We start from the raw sequence: 17,625 nt of genomic DNA, 5'->3' as shown, positions 1-17,625 counted from the left end.
TTCTATGTAAAGAACAATCTAGATCTCTGTCACACTAAGAATAAATAATCCTTCTTCAAACTCATATTGATTGACTTTTTGTTCAATTTCCTTGAGTTGTTCTAATGTATCATTATCAGAAATAGAAGGTAATATTTTCTTAACGACTTCAGCGGCTTCAGGGTCACCAGCTTCTAGAAGCTCTTTTAATTCATCAATGAAAGGTGTAAGATCTTCGATAATTTCTTGAGGAGTATTTTCATCCGAAACACCATGATATCCTTGAAGGAAGGCATCGATAATCATTAAACTTTTATTAAATTCTTGAATTAAGTTGTCCAATAAAACTTTTGTATAGCCTTTCTCATATTTTAATGCATGTTCTACTACTTCTGCATGAGTAGAAACATTGGAAATACCCAAATTAGCAGCCACACCTTTTATGGCATGTGCTTCTTCTTGTAATAATTTAAAGTTTTGTTGTTGCTCTAAAGTACTTAATCGATTACCGGCATTCTTTTGCTTTTCGGCAAATTTTTGGAGAACACTAATAAACAAATCTTCATTTCCACCACATCTTTTAATGGCTGAGACAGTATCAATTCCTTCGATAAATAAACCTTCTTGTTTAGGTAGTTCAATAGTACCTTGTGGAGAAGGAGGAGTATGTTTATCAGGATTTTTTGCAACAATCCAACGTCCAATAATGGCAAACAACTGATCATTTTCGATAGGTTTTGCGATGTGATCATTCATGCCTGCTTCTCTTGCTCTATCTTTATCTTGAGACATTGCGTTGGCAGTCATTGCGATTATAGGCAACCCATTAAATCGAGGGTCTTTACGAAGTTCGATTGTAGCTTGGTAACCATCCATTACTGGCATTTGAATATCCATTAGGACACCTTCATAAGGATCTCCTTCTTCGTAAGCTTTAATCACAGCATCAACACCTTCTTTTCCATTGTTGACTACATCGATATATACCCCATTTTTAGCAAGAACTTCTGAAGCAATCAATTGATTAATTTCATTGTCTTCTACTAATAAAACTTTCGCACCTACTACTTTTTTAGGAAATTCTTGCGTGCCTTTGTATTCAGATGAAGCAGCAAAACCAAATCTAGAAAGTAAAGTATCAAGTAATTCTTGCTCTTCAATTGGCTTAGTGATAATGCCAGAGACTTGATCTTTTTCTATTTTCTGATCTAATTCTTCTTTATCATAAGCGGTGACCATTAGAATATCAGTCGTTGCATGGATTTTTGATAACTGTCGAATACGTTTTGTTGTTTCTACACCATCAATACCTGGCATACGCCAATCCATCAAAATAAAGTCAAAAGTCGTTTTAGTTTCTTCCACCAAAGTCAAAGCTTCTTCCCCACTATTCTTAATTGTCACTTCACAACCAAAGCTTTCAAGGTGTTTGTTTAGAATGAGGCAAGACTCGTGATGATCATCTACAATTAATACTTTACTTCCGATTAAACTCTTGATATGATGAGGATTTTTTGCGGATGTCAAAGTAGTTGGATCCACTCTTTCACATCTTACTGTAAACCAGAAAGTCGATCCAATACCATAGGTAGATTCAACTCCAATTTCACCTCCCATTAATTCAGAAAGTTTTTTGGAAATAGCTAAACCAAGTCCTGTACCTCCATATTTCCTCGTAGTAGAGGCATCTGCTTGATTAAAAGATTCAAATAAATGTTGCTTTTGATCATCTGTCAATCCAATACCAGTATCTGTTACTTCAATACGTAAAAGATCTCCATTGATCCCTTTTTCTTGGATAAAAGCCCTTAATGTAACGCTCCCTTTTTTGGTAAACTTTATAGCATTGTTCAATAGATTTAAAATAATCTGTCCTAAACGCAATGGGTCTCCTCTAAGTACCTTCGGTAATTCAGAAGCAATTTCAAATTGAAGATCAATACCTCTTTCTTTTGCTTTTAAACCGACTACAGTGGATATATTTTCAAGAACATCTTCATTTAAATTATAATGGATGCTTTCGATATCTACTTTACCCGCTTCAATTTTAGAGAAATCGAGTACGTCATTGACAATACCTAATAATGATTGAGATGAAAGCTGTATTTTCTTTAGATAATCCTTTTGTTTTGGATCAAGAGAAGTATCTAATACCAAGTTGGTCAGTCCCATGATTGCGTTCATCGGAGTGCGAATCTCATGACTCATATTGGCTAAGAACATACTTTTGGCACTTGCTGCTTCTTCTGCGATATTTTTCGCTGCTTTTAATTCGTCTTCAGCTGCTCTTCTATCAGAGATATCGAAAATAACATCCGCAATATATACCGGCTCTCCTACTTCATTTTTTATTAAGAAATAATTTTCAAAAGTAGAGAGGTATTTGTTGTTGGCTGTTTTTAATTTTAATTCACCCGTCCAAGAACCATTTTTTCGTACTTCAGGTATGACTGTCCTTTCAATTTTTTGAATAGAATCTTCCGTATAGTAACTATGAAGTGGCTTATCATAAATTGCGTCGAGTTGATCTTCTTCCAATAAATCTTTTAAGGCTTCATTGACATAAATGATCGATTGATCATGAATATCAGCCATGATTAAGCCATTTGAAGAAGACTCTGCAAAACGCCTGAAAATGGTAAGTTCTTGTGTTCTGCTTTCAACAATTTCATCGAGATTTTTATTTAATTCTTCAAGTTCCTGAAGATTGTCTTGAAGTTTTGTATTGTTTCTGTAAAGGTTTCTATGTAGTCTTCTATTCATTCTAAAAACCAAAATCCATCCGACAATGGCTCCAACAATTGAAAGAATCACTCCCGTAAGATCAATACGGATACGCTTTTCTTTATTGTTGAAAATGATTTTGATTTGACGATCTAAAAGTTCAGAGAATTCTTCCATTGAAGCAGCATAAATTACCTTATTCTCCGCATATTCTTCCCCTTCTAAAAGTACTAGAGCCTGCTCTTTGTGACCATGAGCAATCAATTGAAAGACTTCGTTTTCAATTTCAATCAAACGTTCGTTAGCAGAACTAGTAGATTTTAATAGATTACGAATCTCTTTTGCATCTTCTAAAACAAGAGCTTCTTTGATCGCATCATCTAATTTTTCTTCATACACTCTGTACTTGTCTTCCCACTTTCTTTCTCCTGTTAAAGCAGCGAGTTTAGTGGATGTACTTAGTACTTCATCAAAGTAGATGATTTGTTTTTGAAGTGCAGAAACTTTCCAAATGATTCTATTTTCTCTTTCAGAATCTCGGTAAGATTGGTATAACTCCCATCCGAAAAATGAAAAAGCAATAGCAGTCAGTAAGGAAGCGATAATGAAAAATGTGGTCTCCCGTTTATTTTTATATCTAGGATCCAGTACTTTTGAAGTAGTCATGATGTAGGATTATTAAAGTCAAAATTAACGGGCAGTACCATAACGAGAATCTACATAAGAAAGCATTTCACTTGGTTTTAATGCTTGACTTGAATTCCCCATACGCACATAAAATGCTTCATCAGAATCTCTTGAAAAGAATACTGGACGAGGTGACGGTTCACAATGTATGACCATTACTCTTTCTCCTTGAAGATCGATAACATTCGTATTGACAGCACCCGCAAGGTCGGCACCAAGATATTCTCTTAATAAATTATGCCAGTGCAAAAGTAGTTTGTCTTCATTTTTGAAGCCATCCTTTTTCATTCCTAAAGCATTACCATCATCATCAACTCCTACTAGAAGATATCCTCCTTTACCATTAAGCAAAGCAGCTACACTTTTTAGGCATTGATTCTCAATTCTAGATTCATTTTTATTTGTATATAAATTGAATCGTAACGTGGATTTGAATTCTAAAATTTCACTTTCACCTTGATTGACCAGTGATTGTAATTCCGTTTCAGAAAGACCTGAAGCGGTTGGTGTTGATTGGTTTTTTAGTTTTTCAATTTGCTCCCTTAATTCTTTTTCTTGAGAAACAATACGAACTCTCGTTTTGATACGCGACATTACTGTGTCTGGATCAAAAGGCTTTCTAATATAATCGGAAGCACCTAAAGCAAATCCTTTTTGCTCATCTTCAGTACTAGTTTTAGACGTTAAGAAAACGATACTTATCCCTTCTGTTTCAGGGTCATTTTTAAGAATTTGACAAGCTTCATACCCATCCATTTCAGGCATGACAACATCCAAAAGAATAAGATCAGGTTGAGGTGAAGATTTGGCCAATTCGATAGCTCTTTTACCGTTTAAGGCTACTTTTAATTTATATTCTTTACCTAAAAGGCCTCTAAGTATATCAATATTTTCAGGAGCATCATCTACAATTAAGATGCAAAATTTATTGTCAGTCATGTTGATAGATTGTTAATGTAGGATTGGCTGATTAGCTCAGCTGTAGGTTAAATAAAAAAATAGCTTTCAATGTTATAGAAAACATGAAAGCAAATTTAAGGATAAATCTGAATAACTGTAAATATTAACAGTCTAGATCTTTAATATTTTAATTGTTTTTTACTCAAAAAAACGATCAGGGTAATTCATTAAAAATAATTCTGATTTGGCTCTAGTAATTGCTGTGTATTGCCATCTTAAGAAATCAGTATCTAACATATCATCTCTTAAAAAACCAATGTCCACAAAAATAGCATCCCATTGTCCACCTTGTGCTTTATGACATGTCAATGCGTAAGCAAATTTTACTTGAAGAGCATTGAGGTATTCATCCTCTTTAATTCTTTTTAAACGTACTCTAGCATTTTCTATATCAGCGTATTCTTCTACAACTTGATTATAGAGACTTCTTGATTCTTCTCTTTCTAGTTGAGGAGTAAAGGAATGCAGTGTATCTAAAATAATTTTTGCTTCAACAGTAGGATGATTTTCATAATCAAGTAATCTAAAACGAATGTCACAGAAGCGTAAACCATATTTTTCTTCAATATTTCCTACACCTGCTACTTCAATAAATTCACCGTTTGCTAAAAATCCGGCAGGGGAATCTTCATCTAGCCAGAAATAATTATTTCTAACGACCATTAAATAATCGCCAGCATCTAATTCCTCTTCTCGGAAATGAATTTGCCGTCTTATATACTGATTATATTGGGTAGCCGCACGGTTTGACCTTGTGATAATAACGGTATTTTCCACTCCATACTTATCATATCCATACAATAAACCATCCTCTAATCGGTCAGATCCCATCTTATAAATATCTTTAAAAGAAGAAGTATTAAACTTGATATCCTGATTAGTTGCTAGACAATTTCTGACTAAAGTGGCATTATACAAAATGCCTGAAGTAGATGCTTGTCTGACTACTTCTGTTAGTTCATGATTGATGATATTTAACCTAAAAACGTTTTGTAAATATAGAGCATCTAAGGCAGGACTGACTTCTTGTTTTACTGGAGGCAATTGAGCAGAATCACCAATCAGAAAGAGTTTATTGTTTGATTTAGGATCTTCAAAAACATAATCAATGATAGACTTTAAAAGACCTTCACCCGCGGTATGTGGTTGATCATCAATCATTGATGCTTCATCAATAATATACACAGTATTTTGTGCTTTATTTTTTTGCCTTTCAAATCTGAGCAGGCCAGTATCTTTATCTTCCGTTTGTTTATAAATAATTCGATGTACTGTATAAGCCTTTCTTTTGGCATAAGAGGACATCACTTTTGCTGCTCTACCCGTAGGAGCAAGCATCATTGGTTTATAAGAGTAAAAACGAAGGATGTTTGAGAAAGCGGTTAATACGGAAGTTTTACCCGTACCGGCATATCCTTTTAAAAGAAAAGTGCTTCTCTTGATGTCTTTATCAAGGACAAATTGATCCAATAGGTCGAATAATTTCTTTTGACCATCAGTAGGTTCAAAAGGAAAAGAAGCACTTATTCTTTCAGAAGGTGTGATCATATCTTTAGTGATAATTTATGCCGCTCTCATGGCTTCTACAGGATCCATTTTAGAAGCTGATACTGCTGGAGCAATTCCAGAAATAATACCAATAACAGCAGAGATTCCTAGGCCAATAAGTAAGTTGGCAAAGTTAAGAGCAATCACAAAAGTTTCGGTAGAAAGCAAGGAAAGAAGAGAAACTAAAAATAATCCTCCTATTCCTCCAAAGAAGCTCAAAAACATAGATTCACATAAGAATTGGAGTAAAATGAAATAGTTTTTAGCTCCTAATGCTTTTTGAATACCAATTTGAGATGTTCTTTCTTTAACAGAAACGAACATAATATTAGCAATACTAAATCCACCCACTAAGATGGAGAATAGTCCAATAATACCACCGGCTATTTTCATGGTAAATGTAATTCCTTCTACAAACTCTACGATAGCATCTGTTCTGTTCAAGGCAAAATTATCTTCCTCTTTAGGTTTTAAACCTCTTTTGATTCTTAATAAGCCTCTTACTTCTGCAAGCATTTCACCTAGATCTTCATCTTTATCAAATCCTTTGGCAATAAGGTTTGTACTAATCCATCTCCCTTTTGAGGCGTAAATTTTAGTGAAAGAATTGTAAGGAATAAAAATTACATCATCAACACTTGGAGTTGGAATGAAACTTTCGCCTTGTTTTTCAAAAATTCCAATTACTTGAAACTTAGCTCCTTTGGCTTTAACGATTTTACCTAATCCATCTCCTCTAGGAAATAGTTGTTTGGCAACTTCAGCACCAATCAAGACTTTTTGAGCACCGGCGTTCATTTCACCTTGAGTAAAATAACGTCCCTCTCCAATTGGCATTGAATTGACTTTGTTGTACTCATAAGAACCCCCGATAATTTTTCCATCTTCAAAAGTATTACTTCCAAAGTTGATGGTATTACCTCCCTTAGATTCATAAATGGCGATAGATTTCACCCATTTAGCATTTTCTTGAATAAATTTCAATTCACTTCTATCTGGGTTAGGTCGACGATAATATTTCCACCAAGGGTAATCACCGTCTCCAAAAGCGAAAGGCCATTTCCCGATATAAATAATATTATTTCCGAAAGAAGAAAGGCTGTTTTGAATACCATTGTTTAAGGCATCCACGAGAGTAAAAATTGCGATAATGGCGAAGATTCCGACAGTCACACCAAGAAGAGAAAGTACTGTTCTTAAGATATTTTCTTTTAATGCATGGACCGCAAATCGGAAACTTTCGAATAAAAGTTTAATAAAAAGCATATATATTAGAAAAAATAGTAGAAAAAAGATGATAAAAACGCTATCTAAAAGAATGTTAGGAAATTATCTGATCTTTATTTGTTAAATTTACCGTCTTGATTTTCAAGGTACGTATTTTGTACGTATTGTGTAAAGTTAAGCGAATATTGATATTTACAGAAAGAAAAAATACGTAATTTCATTCCATGAAGCTATCCCAATTCCAATTTGATCTACCACAAGATCTAATCGCTCAGTATCCTGAGGAAAACCGTGATGATGCACGTTTGATGGTTTTACATCGTAAAACTGGTGAAATTGAACACAGAAAGTTCAAAGATATCGTGGAATATTTTGATGACGGTGATGTGTTGGTAATGAACGACACAAAAGTTTTTCCTGCTCGCCTTTATGGTAACAAAGAAAAAACAGGTGCTAAAATCGAAGTTTTCCTTCTTCGTGAACTCAATAAAGAATCTCATTTATGGGATGTATTAGTGGACCCTGCTCGTAAAATTCGTGTAGGTAATAAACTATACTTTGGAGATGGTAGTTTAGTTGCGGAAGTAATTGATAACACAACTTCAAGAGGTAGAACGATCCGTTTCTTAGTAGATGGAGAAGATGAGGAATTCTACAAAACTATCGAAGAATTGGGTGAGACACCAATCCCAAGAGACTTAGGACGCGAGGCAGAACCTGCCGATAGAGAGCGTTACCAAACAATCTTTGCTACTCAAAAAGGTGCTGTTGCAGCTCCTTCTGCTGGTCTTCACTTCACTCCTCAAATTGCAAAAAGATTTGAGATCAAGAGCGTAGAAATGACGCCAATCACATTACATGTTGGTTTAGGTGCTTTCAGAGACGTAGATGTTGAAGATTTGACAAAACATAAAATGGATTCAGAACACTACAGAGTAGGTGATGAAACTGTTTCTATTGTCAATAAAGCATTAGAAAATAAGAAAAATGTTTGTGCGATCGGTACTACAGTACTTCGTTCGTTAGAAACTTCAGTTTCTGCATCAAATACATTAAAAGGAAATGAAGGATGGACTGATAAGTTTATCTTCCCTCCATACGACTTCAAAATCGTAAACTCATTAGTGACTGGTTTCCATAAACCAAAGTCAACTTTATTAATGATGGCTACTGCATTTGGTGGTTATGATTTAGTAATGCAAGCTTACGAGGAAGCAATCAAAGAAAAATACCGTTTCTTGAGCTACGGAGATGCAATGTTGATTTTATAATTCAACGTAAACTTCTCTTCAAGAAAACATGTTATAAGGTTACAGAATTTCACGTTCTGTAACCTTATATTACATGGTTTGGTAAAAAATGTAAAAAAAAATCAAAATAAGGGAAACCTTAATGATGTTAAACCGTATACGTAATGACTAAAGTAGACGTTAATGTTGTACAAGAAAGTGACTTTACTTGTATTGATGTAATCGGAGAGCTAGATGCCTCATCTTCTGTTGAGCTTGATACAAAGCTACAAGAAGTAATCGATAGAGGGGATAAAAAGTTATTGATCAATTGTGTAGGGTTAACTTACATTTCATCTGCTGGTATAGGCGTTTTTACTTCTCGCCTTGACGATATTGAAGCCGATTCGATCACTATGGTTCTATACGATGTGGCAGAAAATATTAAAAGCGTTTTTGAAATTTTAGGCGTAGATCAATTTTTAAATCTGGCGACCAATAAAGAAGAAGCCATCCAAATTACAAAGGACAGTGATGTTTAGAAAGAAAGTCAACTGTGAAACAGCTAATCTCCATGTAATCCGTGAGTTTTTACTCTCGGCCTTGGATAGCTACAGTGTGCCTCAATCTGAACGTGATATGATAATCGTTGCCGTGGATGAAGTTTGTGCTAATAGAATGATTCATTCTAATAGCTGTGACCCAAATAAAGAAATTGAAGTTTCCGTTGAAACTACAATCGATACGAAAGATGTAGTTATTGAAATTAAAGACAACGGAGAAGCTTTTGACATAAAAACTTATCAATCTCCAAGCATTACTGATGTAATTAAAGAACATCGTAAAGGTGGTATGGGCTTGAGATTAGTTAAAAATATTATGGATGCTGTTCAAGTGGTTCAAGTTGGAAAACATCAAGTTTGCCGACTGGTAAAACACATTTGAAAGCATTTTTTTATAGAAGAGATACTCTTAAGTATCTCTTTTTTTATGCCTTTTTATTAATAAATTCAATAATTTTTTAATTGAAATTGATGTTGTCAACCCACTCTTAAGAAATTGTTGCAAAAAAGTGTTCTAAAAATAATTTTTAGACCTTACATTTGTTCGGTTACTCCAAATATCTTTCTGACTTTGGTGTGACCAAAAATTAATCTAAGATCTTTTTGAGTCACATGGTAATGAAAGAAATTCTGCTCAGTAAGGTAAGAGTATCCGACCCTTCCTCGACATATCACAAACAAATTGTCAACATCTTAATCCAAGATGGTCTAATCCAAAAAATTTCTAAAGAAGCAATCGATGCTCCAAGTGCAGAGGTAATCGAAGGAAATGAAAAGTTATATGTTTCATTAGGCTGGTTTGATATGAGAGCTACGCTAAATGAGCCGGGTGAAGAATTCAAAGAAGATATTGCTTCATTAGGACGAGCAGCAGCTTTTGGTGGTTTTACTGATATTGCCACTCTTCCAAATACCAACCCTGTTATCCAATCAAAGGAAAGCATTCATTTTGTTAAGCAAATGAGTACTTTTTCTCCCGTTCAAATCCATCCAATGGGTGCTTTGACAAAAGACTGTAAAGGAGAAGAAATGAATGAAGTAAAGGATATGTACGATACAGGTGCAGTAGCTTTTACAGATGGAGTTAAATCTTCTTGGCATTTAGGTGTAATCAAAAGAGCCTTAATGTATATGCAATTATTTGATGGTCTAATAGTGGAAAAAGCCAATGAAAAGACTTTGGATAATGATGGTCATATGAATGAAGGTATTCCTTCTACTTTAATGGGAACAAGAGGTATTCCAAATGTAGCAGAATGGTTAGCAATCCAAAAAAATGTTTCTTTACTGTCTTACACAGAAGGTAGAATTCACTTTGCAAATATTTCTACTCCAGAGTCTGTTGAGATTATTCGCAAAGCAAAAGCAGATGGCTTAAACGTCACTTGTGATATTGCAGCTCACCAAGTAGCATTTACAGATGAAGATCTTTCCTCTTTTGATACTAATCTAAAAGTTAACCCTCCTTTCAGGTCTCAAAAAGATATTGATGCACTGTGGGAAGGTATTAAAGACGGAACTATTGATGCGATTGTTTCTTCTCACACTCCTCAAGATACTGAATCTAAACGTTTAGAGTTTGATTTAGCAGATAATGGTATCATAGGTTTAGAAACAGCTTTTGCTTCTATCATCTCTAATTTACCAAAAGAAATAGAAGTGGATACAATCATCGAAAAATTAACGACTAGCCCTCGCCAAATTTTAAAGGTAGAGCAAGGAAGTATAAAAGAAGGTGAAAAAGCAGTACTTACAGTATTTGATCCTGAAGCAACTTGGACATTCTCAGAAAGTGATATTCAATCGAAATCAAATAATTCTCCATTTATAGGAAAGGAATTAAAAGGTAAAGCAATTGCGATTGTCAATAAAGGGCAATTGGTGAAGGCTTAGTTTTTTAGTCAAGAAATATATAAACACCATTAGAAGTATCATATTAGATATTTTTGATGGTGTTTTTTATTATCTTAAAGTTTAATCTCTAGGTCTATCAATTATATGTGGCAAGTATTATTACTAATATTGATAAGTTTTACTCTGATAGTATTTTTCTTTCTCAAAAGAGAAAAAAGATGGATAGAATACGGAAAATTATCTTGGCAAAAACACTTAATGATTCAAGGGAAAGAGTTTTACCTAGAAGAAGCTCACTTCAAAACGTATAATGATGCACATGCCAAGTATTTTAAAGTGGTGGATAGCATTGCTCATTACGGTGCTATAATAGATCAACAGTATGATTTGTATGATTGGAATTACTCTACTTTTCAATTTGAAGATACCTTGATCGATATACGTTACTTTAGAAGTTCGAGTACTATAAGATTAATAAAAAGTATAGAACCGCTGACAATTGCAGAGTATGATGAGATCAGTAAAAATATGTCAGATGAGTTTTTTAAGCATCTTAAAGGTAAAAGCTAAATAGTATTTTCAAGTTGAGATAAGATTCCTTTCAACACATTTATTGCGACACTATTACCAAACTGTTTATAGGCTTGATTTCTAGCTGAAATAATCTTGAAATCATCATCAAAACCTTGGATTCTAGCACATTCTCTAGGAGATAGTTTTCTTACTTTTTTACCCACTTTATATAAACCTGTTTTGTCTCCGACTCCACCACCGTAAGCAGAAAGTGTGATAGCATGCCCAATAGGATCATAAATACGTTCGCCTTGCCCTCCTTTATTAACACGACCAATTTGTATTGGACGATTAGGTAAAATAACATTACCATCGAGGTCTTTTTTAGGAACATACTTTTTATAAAAATCAATATCTGGTCGCTCTACAATCTTTGCATCAGGTTTTTTCTCCAAGAAATTTAATAATGAAACAAAAACTTTTTCTGGAGTTGGGAATTGAAAGCTTTCAATATTTAGATCTTTCCTTAAACAAACAAAATAAATTCTTTTTCTATTTTGAGGAAGACCAAAGTCTGACGCATTTAATACTTTATACTTAACATTGTATCCTAGTTCATCTAGCGTTTTTAAAACAACATTAATGGTATTTCCGCCATCATGCTTCTCAAAGTTTTTTACATTTTCTAGGAATAAAAATCGAGGTTGATGGTATTTTACAATTCTAGCAATATCAAAAAACAAAGTACCACGAGCATCTTCAAAACCTTTTTGTTTTCCAGAAACTGAAAAAGCTTGGCAAGGAAACCCGGCACACAAAATGTCGTGAGTTGGAATAGAAGATTCTTGAATTTGTGTGATATCTCCTTCAGGTTTTAATCCATAGTTTTCCTCATAAGTTTGGGCGGCAAACTTATCCCATTCTGAGGCAAAAACGCATTGTGCACCAAAGCTTGATAATGCTTGGTGAAACCCACCAATGCCTGAAAATAAATCTATGAACTTTAAACCCTCTAATTTCATTTTTTAAAATAAGAAATACCTTTGAGGTGCGATATTAATAGATAAGAGTGATTTATAAAAGTTGAATTTTTCTAATGAGGCAATTCTTCTTTTAAAATCCAATCCATTAATAAAGATTGGTCGACAATACTCCATGAGTGTGGATGTCTTGTCCCATCACTTCTTTTCCCTTTATTTTTAGTTGAAATAAATTCAATAGAAGTTATGCTTTTCAATAGTTGGTAAAGTTTTTCTAAAGCATAATAATTGGTTTCATTCCATTCATTTCCACGATTTTTTTTCCACCAGTCAGGTGCATATTCACTAAAGAATAGAAATCTATTTTGACGAATAAAATCATGAGAAAGGTTGATTTTTCCTTCTTCAATATTAAAGTTGTTGTATTGATGAAGGATATCATCTGTCAGGATTGAACTAATATATTTTGCTTCATTGACAGAAACAGCAGAAACATTACGAGCTATATTTTTTTGACTTGTTTGATGTAAATGAGTTAGATCGAGAGGAGAATCTATGACAAAACATCCTTGTACTTTTTGCTTTTTTTGAGTGAATAGATAATCTCCCATTATCATCGCCATATTTCCTCCACTTGAAAAACCTCCTAAGTAAATTGGAATGTCTTTGAAATGATTATCAATGATTATTTTAATTTCCTTCCCTAATTTTTCTTTTTCAGAATCGGTTAAGAATAAATGATGATTGAAATTGAGATAAACAATTGATATAGATTTTGCATTGGCTTTTTCGGAAATTTGAAAATTGTTTTCCATTCTTTCTAAAGTTTCACCAAAGCCAGGAAATAGAAAAAGAACAGCTTTATTCTCTTTATTTAGATATAGACTATTTTGAGAAAATGCCGAAAAGGAAAGAAAAAATAAGAAGAGATATGCAATTGCTTTCATTTGCCTATTGAATTAAAAAAGGCTAATCTATCTTTAAAATACATTAGCCTATCATTTTTTATAAAATATAATCTCCTCTCAATTCAAAGTCTCTTTTGACATCATCATAGAAGTTGGCCATTGAAATTCGAATGTATGGATTCAAAATTAAAAAGCCAATGCCTGCTGTAAGTAGACAAACGATATACCATCCTATAAAACGACAAAACAAACAAAATAACTTCCATTTGTAACCTTTCATCATTTCTTTACTTAAGGTAATGGCATCATCAATTCCAATTTCATCATCTTCTACAATTATGAAAAAGGCCATTGAATAAGATAAACCTGCAATTATCCCTGGAATAATCAATAATAACGACCACAGAATAACATACAGAGCACTCAATAAGGATAATAATATGGATCTCATTAATGTCTGACCATCTTTGAGTGCATTTACTATATCATTGATAGAAGCTTTTTCACCTCTTGAAAAATTTAAAGTATAAAGAGCAACACCGTAGGCTAAAGGACCTGAAATAATGAAAGAAACTATGGATGTACCCATTGAATATTCAGGAAACAAGTAGGACCCTGTACCAAAGAAAAGAGAAATTAGAGTAGGTATTAAAAGTACAATAATAGCATCACCCCATCTTCCATCAAGGCGTGCTCTAGCATCGTACATGAGTTGTTTATTTTCAATCATATCTATTTGTAATTTTTTGAGTAATCATATTTATCACAATATATAAAAAAACTGATAGCAGTATGACCACTATCAGTTCATGAAATATATAAATGAATTTTATGGATGTAAATTATTGTTCATTTCTTCTTTTCTTTCCTCCTTTTCCTTGTCTAGAAGATTTTAATATTTCCATTTGTTGTTCCGTCAGTACTTGAGAAAGCATCATCATTTCTTGTTTTTTAATAGGCATAATTGCTTCTCTCATTGCCTCACGATCACCTTTATGTTGCTCTCTTAACTTTTCAATTGTCGCATCTGATGAAGCTAAAATGGCATCATATTTTTCCTTCTGATCAGGTGTTAATTTCAATTTAAGCTCCATCACATAAGCTTGACGTTTTCTTCTATCCATCATTACAAACTCAGCATATTTTTGATAGGTTTCATCATCTAACATCGTTTTTGCTTGTTCAAGATGTTCTGTACGTAGCGATTCCATTTCATTTTTGATGGCATTTCGATCAACGTTACCACTTTCTCTTGCAGAAACCATCGTATTAATGATATCTTCTTGTAAGCGAACAAAGCTTTTATTCAATTTCTTTTGTGTGTCTCCTTCTAACTTTAAGTCTTCAGCTACAACATCTGGCAACTTCTTAGGAGTAAAATTTGAAAAATCTCTTTGAGCATATACTGTGATACTCAATAAAACAATTAGTAAGGTTGAAATACTTTTTTTCATATTGTTATTATTTAAAATTTTAGTTCTATTAAAATGGTTTAAAACCACCTCTCCCCATTCCTGGCCCTCTACCTTCTCTTCCTTTTTGATTCGTTTTACCTTTTGGACGATAAATAAATGAGACCATAAAGTAACGCGGCAAGACGTTATAAGTACTAGTTTGAATGTAACTCTCGGTTACTGTTCTTTTGATACTACTATTTTGATTTAGGATATCTGAAACAGAAAAGCGAAACTCTCCTTGGCGTTTTTTGAATAATTTGTAAGCGATCGCCGCATTCCATTTGTAGATATTATCTTGAATAAGATCATCATCACCAGTATAAATATTTCCGGTAAATGAAGTACTCAAAATAAGACGATTAACAGGTTCAACATTGATTCCTGCACGAATATTATTATGGAGATAATTACCATTCAATGATTCATTCTGATCATTATTTATCCAGTGATAAGTCCACATACTAGAAATATTGAAATCGACTCTTCTACTGATATTGCTAGCCAACTTAATGCCTTGTCCCAATGAACTATCAAAAGTATAAGAAGTGATATTATTTGTGATACCAACATTTCTTGTATAATTCCCCATGGTAATAGAGGTAATGTTTGTTTTGATAGGATTGATCGGTTTAGAGAAAACCATGATAGCTCTTGCATTCTGATAGCCATCCAAATTGATAGGGTATGTATAAGATGAACCTTGTTTTAAAGGCACATTATTAATAACTGTATCTTTCTCTGCGATATAAGAGTATTGTGTGATTTTATTATCTGTTTGTTGTGCTGAAACATTGATGAAAAAGAGCTGTTTTCTCGCAAAATTGAAGTTCTTATAATTAAATCGAAGTACATGACTTTCTTCTCCTTCCAAGTACGGGTTTCCTGATGATACATTTAATGGATCACTATAATCAACTACAGATTGAAGATTACTTACGGAAGGTAATGAGATATTTTTCTGGTAAGAAAATCGTAAACGCTGTGTTCTAGAAATCATATAGTTCAATGAAAATGATGGAAGCCAATTTCCGAAATCTGTATCTGTTACTTCTGCTTGAGGATAAACACTTTCATTGTGTAATGTTGAATATTGATATTGAAGAGAAGCATTAATATTGATTTTGTCTTTTTTGAATAATAGACCAGCTTCAGGTCTGTAGATATTTTGCTGAGAAGTAAAGGTATTGGATAAATCTTCTATGAGATCATTTTCATTAAAATCACTTAAAATGTCATAAGTTTTTCGATCAATATCTTGTTGTTCCCAGCTTTGAAAATAATTTAATTTTAACTGAAGGTTTTTGGCTAATTTTTCAGTGAAAATCAAATTCGCAGAGGTTCTAAATTTTTCAGTATCTCCAATGATTCTTTGTGCTGTTGAGTCATTTTCTGTTCGACCTGTTTCAAAGTAATTGATAGAATTAAAAACGTCTTGATTAGTATCATCATTATGATAATATACTCTCCAATCCAATGTGAATGTTCTTCCTTTGTCATTTAATTTATGACGTAATAAGAAACTATTGTTGATATCAGCTGAACTATTTGTATTGAATTCGCTCATGGAAGAATTATTCAATTGTGTTCCATCTTGAAGACCCGTAGATGAATAACTTTCGTTTTCGCTATTCCCATTCTCAAATTTAATGGAAGGACGAATTCGAATAGAAGTTTTAGGGCTAACTTCATAATCTAATCTGAAATTAAAATTATGATTTTCCTTATGAGAACCAAGATCAAGAATCTCGTCAACAATTTGATTTGTACTTTCTGAAACAAAATATTCTGTAGTAGAAGCTTCATCTGTTTCATTGTTGACGATTTTGTAGGTATAACTGCCCGAAACATCAACTTTTTCACCCCATTTATCAATATAATTTGTTCCTAACAAATGAGAAGTGTTGATTCCATTGGATTGTGCTGTCATATTGTTAGTGGGTCCACCGCCACGACCTCCTCTTCTTCCGCCTCTACCTCTTCTACTTGGTCCGGAAGAAAGATTATCCGACATAAAGCCTTGTTGATTGACATTATTGCTTAAGCCAGTAAATGAAATACGTTGGTCTCCTTTAAAAATATTGATATTACCTCCTGCACTGTATCGGTTGTCAGTGCCATAACCAGCTTCTGCTTTTCCAAAATAAGCATATTTAGCATCTTTTTTTGTAACAAAATTGATGGCTTTACTTCTTTGACCATCATCAAATCCAGTTAATTCAGCTTGATCACTTTTCTGATCAATGATTTGAACATAATCAATCATATCAGCAGGAAGATTATTTAAAGCACTTTTAGGATCATCCCCAAAAAACTCTTTTCCGTCTACTAAAATCTTTTTGACTTCCTCTCCTTCAGCAGTGATATTACCATTATTGTCTTTGTCAACACCAGGAATCTTTGTGACTAATTCTTCTGCTGTAGCATCTTCATGTGTTTTATATTCACTTGAAGAAAATTGTATTGTATCCTCTTTAATGACAATTGGAACATCACCTTTCACTTCCACCTCAGCGAGTTCAGTAAACATGGACTCTAAAGTGAAATTTAAAGCATTATTGCCTTTCTCAGAGATATCTATATTGGCAGAATAATTATGATAACCGAGATACATAACCTCTACTTTATACGTTCCTACTTCTTTTAGGGTGATTTTATATTTTCCATCAAGATTAGAAAGTACTTGGTACTTGTGTTCAGTGTTAGATACTGTAATCAAGGCATTTACCAAAGGTTCGTTTGTTTCTTTCCCTTTGACATTTCCTTGTATGATAATGGACTGAGAGAATGCAGAAATTGATATTAAAATAAATAATAAAGTAAATAGAGGTTTCATTTCAATGGATGGAAGAATAAGTGTGTCTATTAATGTATAAAAACAGAAATAGTTGCTTTACAAATACAAAGAAAGAAGGATACTTTAATATTTAAAGATTAATTCAACGAACGGAGCTTTTTTTTCAACAAAGGGAATTTTAAAGAAAAAAGGTGATAGTCCT

General features: G+C 33.3%; 14 protein-coding genes. 5 read left to right on the top strand and 9 right to left on the bottom strand.

The genetic code is table 11. The annotated features are described in order from the left end of the window. Positions 1-18: 18 nt before the first annotated feature. The 4 genes from ACXAHM_RS11640 to ACXAHM_RS11625 form a co-directional block, all read right to left on the bottom strand. Positions 19-3,369 carry a hybrid sensor histidine kinase/response regulator gene (locus tag ACXAHM_RS11640; RefSeq protein ID WP_474960613.1) on the bottom strand — a complete coding sequence of 1,117 codons (3,351 nt, stop codon included), beginning with the start codon at positions 3,367-3,369 and terminating at the stop codon, positions 19-21. Positions 3,370-3,393: 24 nt separating this feature from the next. Further along, complete coding sequence (locus tag ACXAHM_RS11635) at positions 3,394-4,329, bottom strand: response regulator (protein ID WP_474960612.1); 936 nt, start codon at positions 4,327-4,329, stop codon at positions 3,394-3,396. A 159-nt stretch (positions 4,330-4,488) separates the two neighbouring features. Beyond that, complete coding sequence (locus tag ACXAHM_RS11630) at positions 4,489-5,898, bottom strand: ATP-dependent DNA helicase (RefSeq protein WP_474960611.1); 1,410 nt, start codon at positions 5,896-5,898, stop codon at positions 4,489-4,491. A gap of 15 nt (positions 5,899-5,913) precedes the next feature. Next, positions 5,914-7,164 (bottom strand): ABC transporter permease, encoded by a 1,251-nt coding sequence (locus ACXAHM_RS11625; protein ID WP_474960610.1) that lies wholly within the window; start codon positions 7,162-7,164, stop codon positions 5,914-5,916. A gap of 185 nt (positions 7,165-7,349) precedes the next feature. Between ACXAHM_RS11625 and queA the strand changes: the two genes are divergently transcribed. The 5 genes from queA (at position 7,350) to ACXAHM_RS11600 (ending at position 11,341) form a co-directional block, all read left to right on the top strand. After that, positions 7,350-8,396 carry a tRNA preQ1(34) S-adenosylmethionine ribosyltransferase-isomerase QueA gene (gene queA, locus ACXAHM_RS11620; RefSeq protein ID WP_474960609.1) on the top strand — a complete coding sequence of 349 codons (1,047 nt, stop codon included), beginning with the start codon at positions 7,350-7,352 and terminating at the stop codon, positions 8,394-8,396. A 143-nt stretch (positions 8,397-8,539) separates the two neighbouring features. Next, on the top strand, positions 8,540-8,896 hold the full coding sequence (locus ACXAHM_RS11615) for an STAS domain-containing protein (protein ID WP_474960608.1): 357 nt from the start codon (positions 8,540-8,542) through the stop codon (positions 8,894-8,896). Beyond that, positions 8,889-9,299, top strand: coding sequence for an ATP-binding protein (locus tag ACXAHM_RS11610; protein WP_474960607.1), 411 nt, complete (start codon positions 8,889-8,891; stop codon positions 9,297-9,299). Before ACXAHM_RS11615 ends, ACXAHM_RS11610 begins: the two co-directional genes overlap by 8 nt. A 236-nt stretch (positions 9,300-9,535) precedes the next feature. Further along, positions 9,536-10,810, top strand: a complete 1,275-nt coding sequence (locus ACXAHM_RS11605) for a dihydroorotase (protein WP_474960606.1) — start codon at positions 9,536-9,538, stop codon at positions 10,808-10,810. Positions 10,811-11,029: 219 nt separating this feature from the next. Further along, entirely contained in the window at positions 11,030-11,341 is a 312-nt protein-coding gene (locus ACXAHM_RS11600) for a hypothetical protein (protein WP_474960605.1), read from the top strand. Here the strand turns inward: ACXAHM_RS11600 and ACXAHM_RS11595 are convergent. The 5 genes from ACXAHM_RS11595 to ACXAHM_RS11575 all read right to left on the bottom strand — a co-directional run bounded on the left by ACXAHM_RS11595 (position 11,338) and on the right by ACXAHM_RS11575 (position 17,462). Then, positions 11,338-12,306, bottom strand: coding sequence for a DNA cytosine methyltransferase (locus ACXAHM_RS11595; RefSeq protein WP_474960604.1), 969 nt, complete (start codon positions 12,304-12,306; stop codon positions 11,338-11,340). The genes ACXAHM_RS11600 and ACXAHM_RS11595 overlap by 4 nt on opposite strands. A 71-nt stretch (positions 12,307-12,377) precedes the next feature. Continuing rightward, complete coding sequence (locus tag ACXAHM_RS11590) at positions 12,378-13,211, bottom strand: hypothetical protein (RefSeq protein WP_474960603.1); 834 nt, start codon at positions 13,209-13,211, stop codon at positions 12,378-12,380. Positions 13,212-13,269: 58 nt separating this feature from the next. Beyond that, complete coding sequence (locus ACXAHM_RS11585) at positions 13,270-13,902, bottom strand: DUF975 family protein (RefSeq protein WP_474960602.1); 633 nt, start codon at positions 13,900-13,902, stop codon at positions 13,270-13,272. A gap of 112 nt (positions 13,903-14,014) precedes the next feature. After that, on the bottom strand, positions 14,015-14,626 hold the full coding sequence (locus tag ACXAHM_RS11580) for a hypothetical protein (protein WP_474960601.1): 612 nt from the start codon (positions 14,624-14,626) through the stop codon (positions 14,015-14,017). 28 nt (positions 14,627-14,654) lie between these two features. Beyond that, positions 14,655-17,462 (bottom strand): TonB-dependent receptor domain-containing protein, encoded by a 2,808-nt coding sequence (locus tag ACXAHM_RS11575; protein ID WP_474960600.1) that lies wholly within the window; start codon positions 17,460-17,462, stop codon positions 14,655-14,657. Between the last annotated feature and the right edge of the window lie 163 nt (positions 17,463-17,625).

This window comes from Flammeovirga sp. AWQ4_249 (assembly GCF_056161045.1).
The sequence above is the reverse complement of the archived record's forward strand: the minus strand, read 5'-3'. Positions and strand labels throughout refer to the sequence as shown.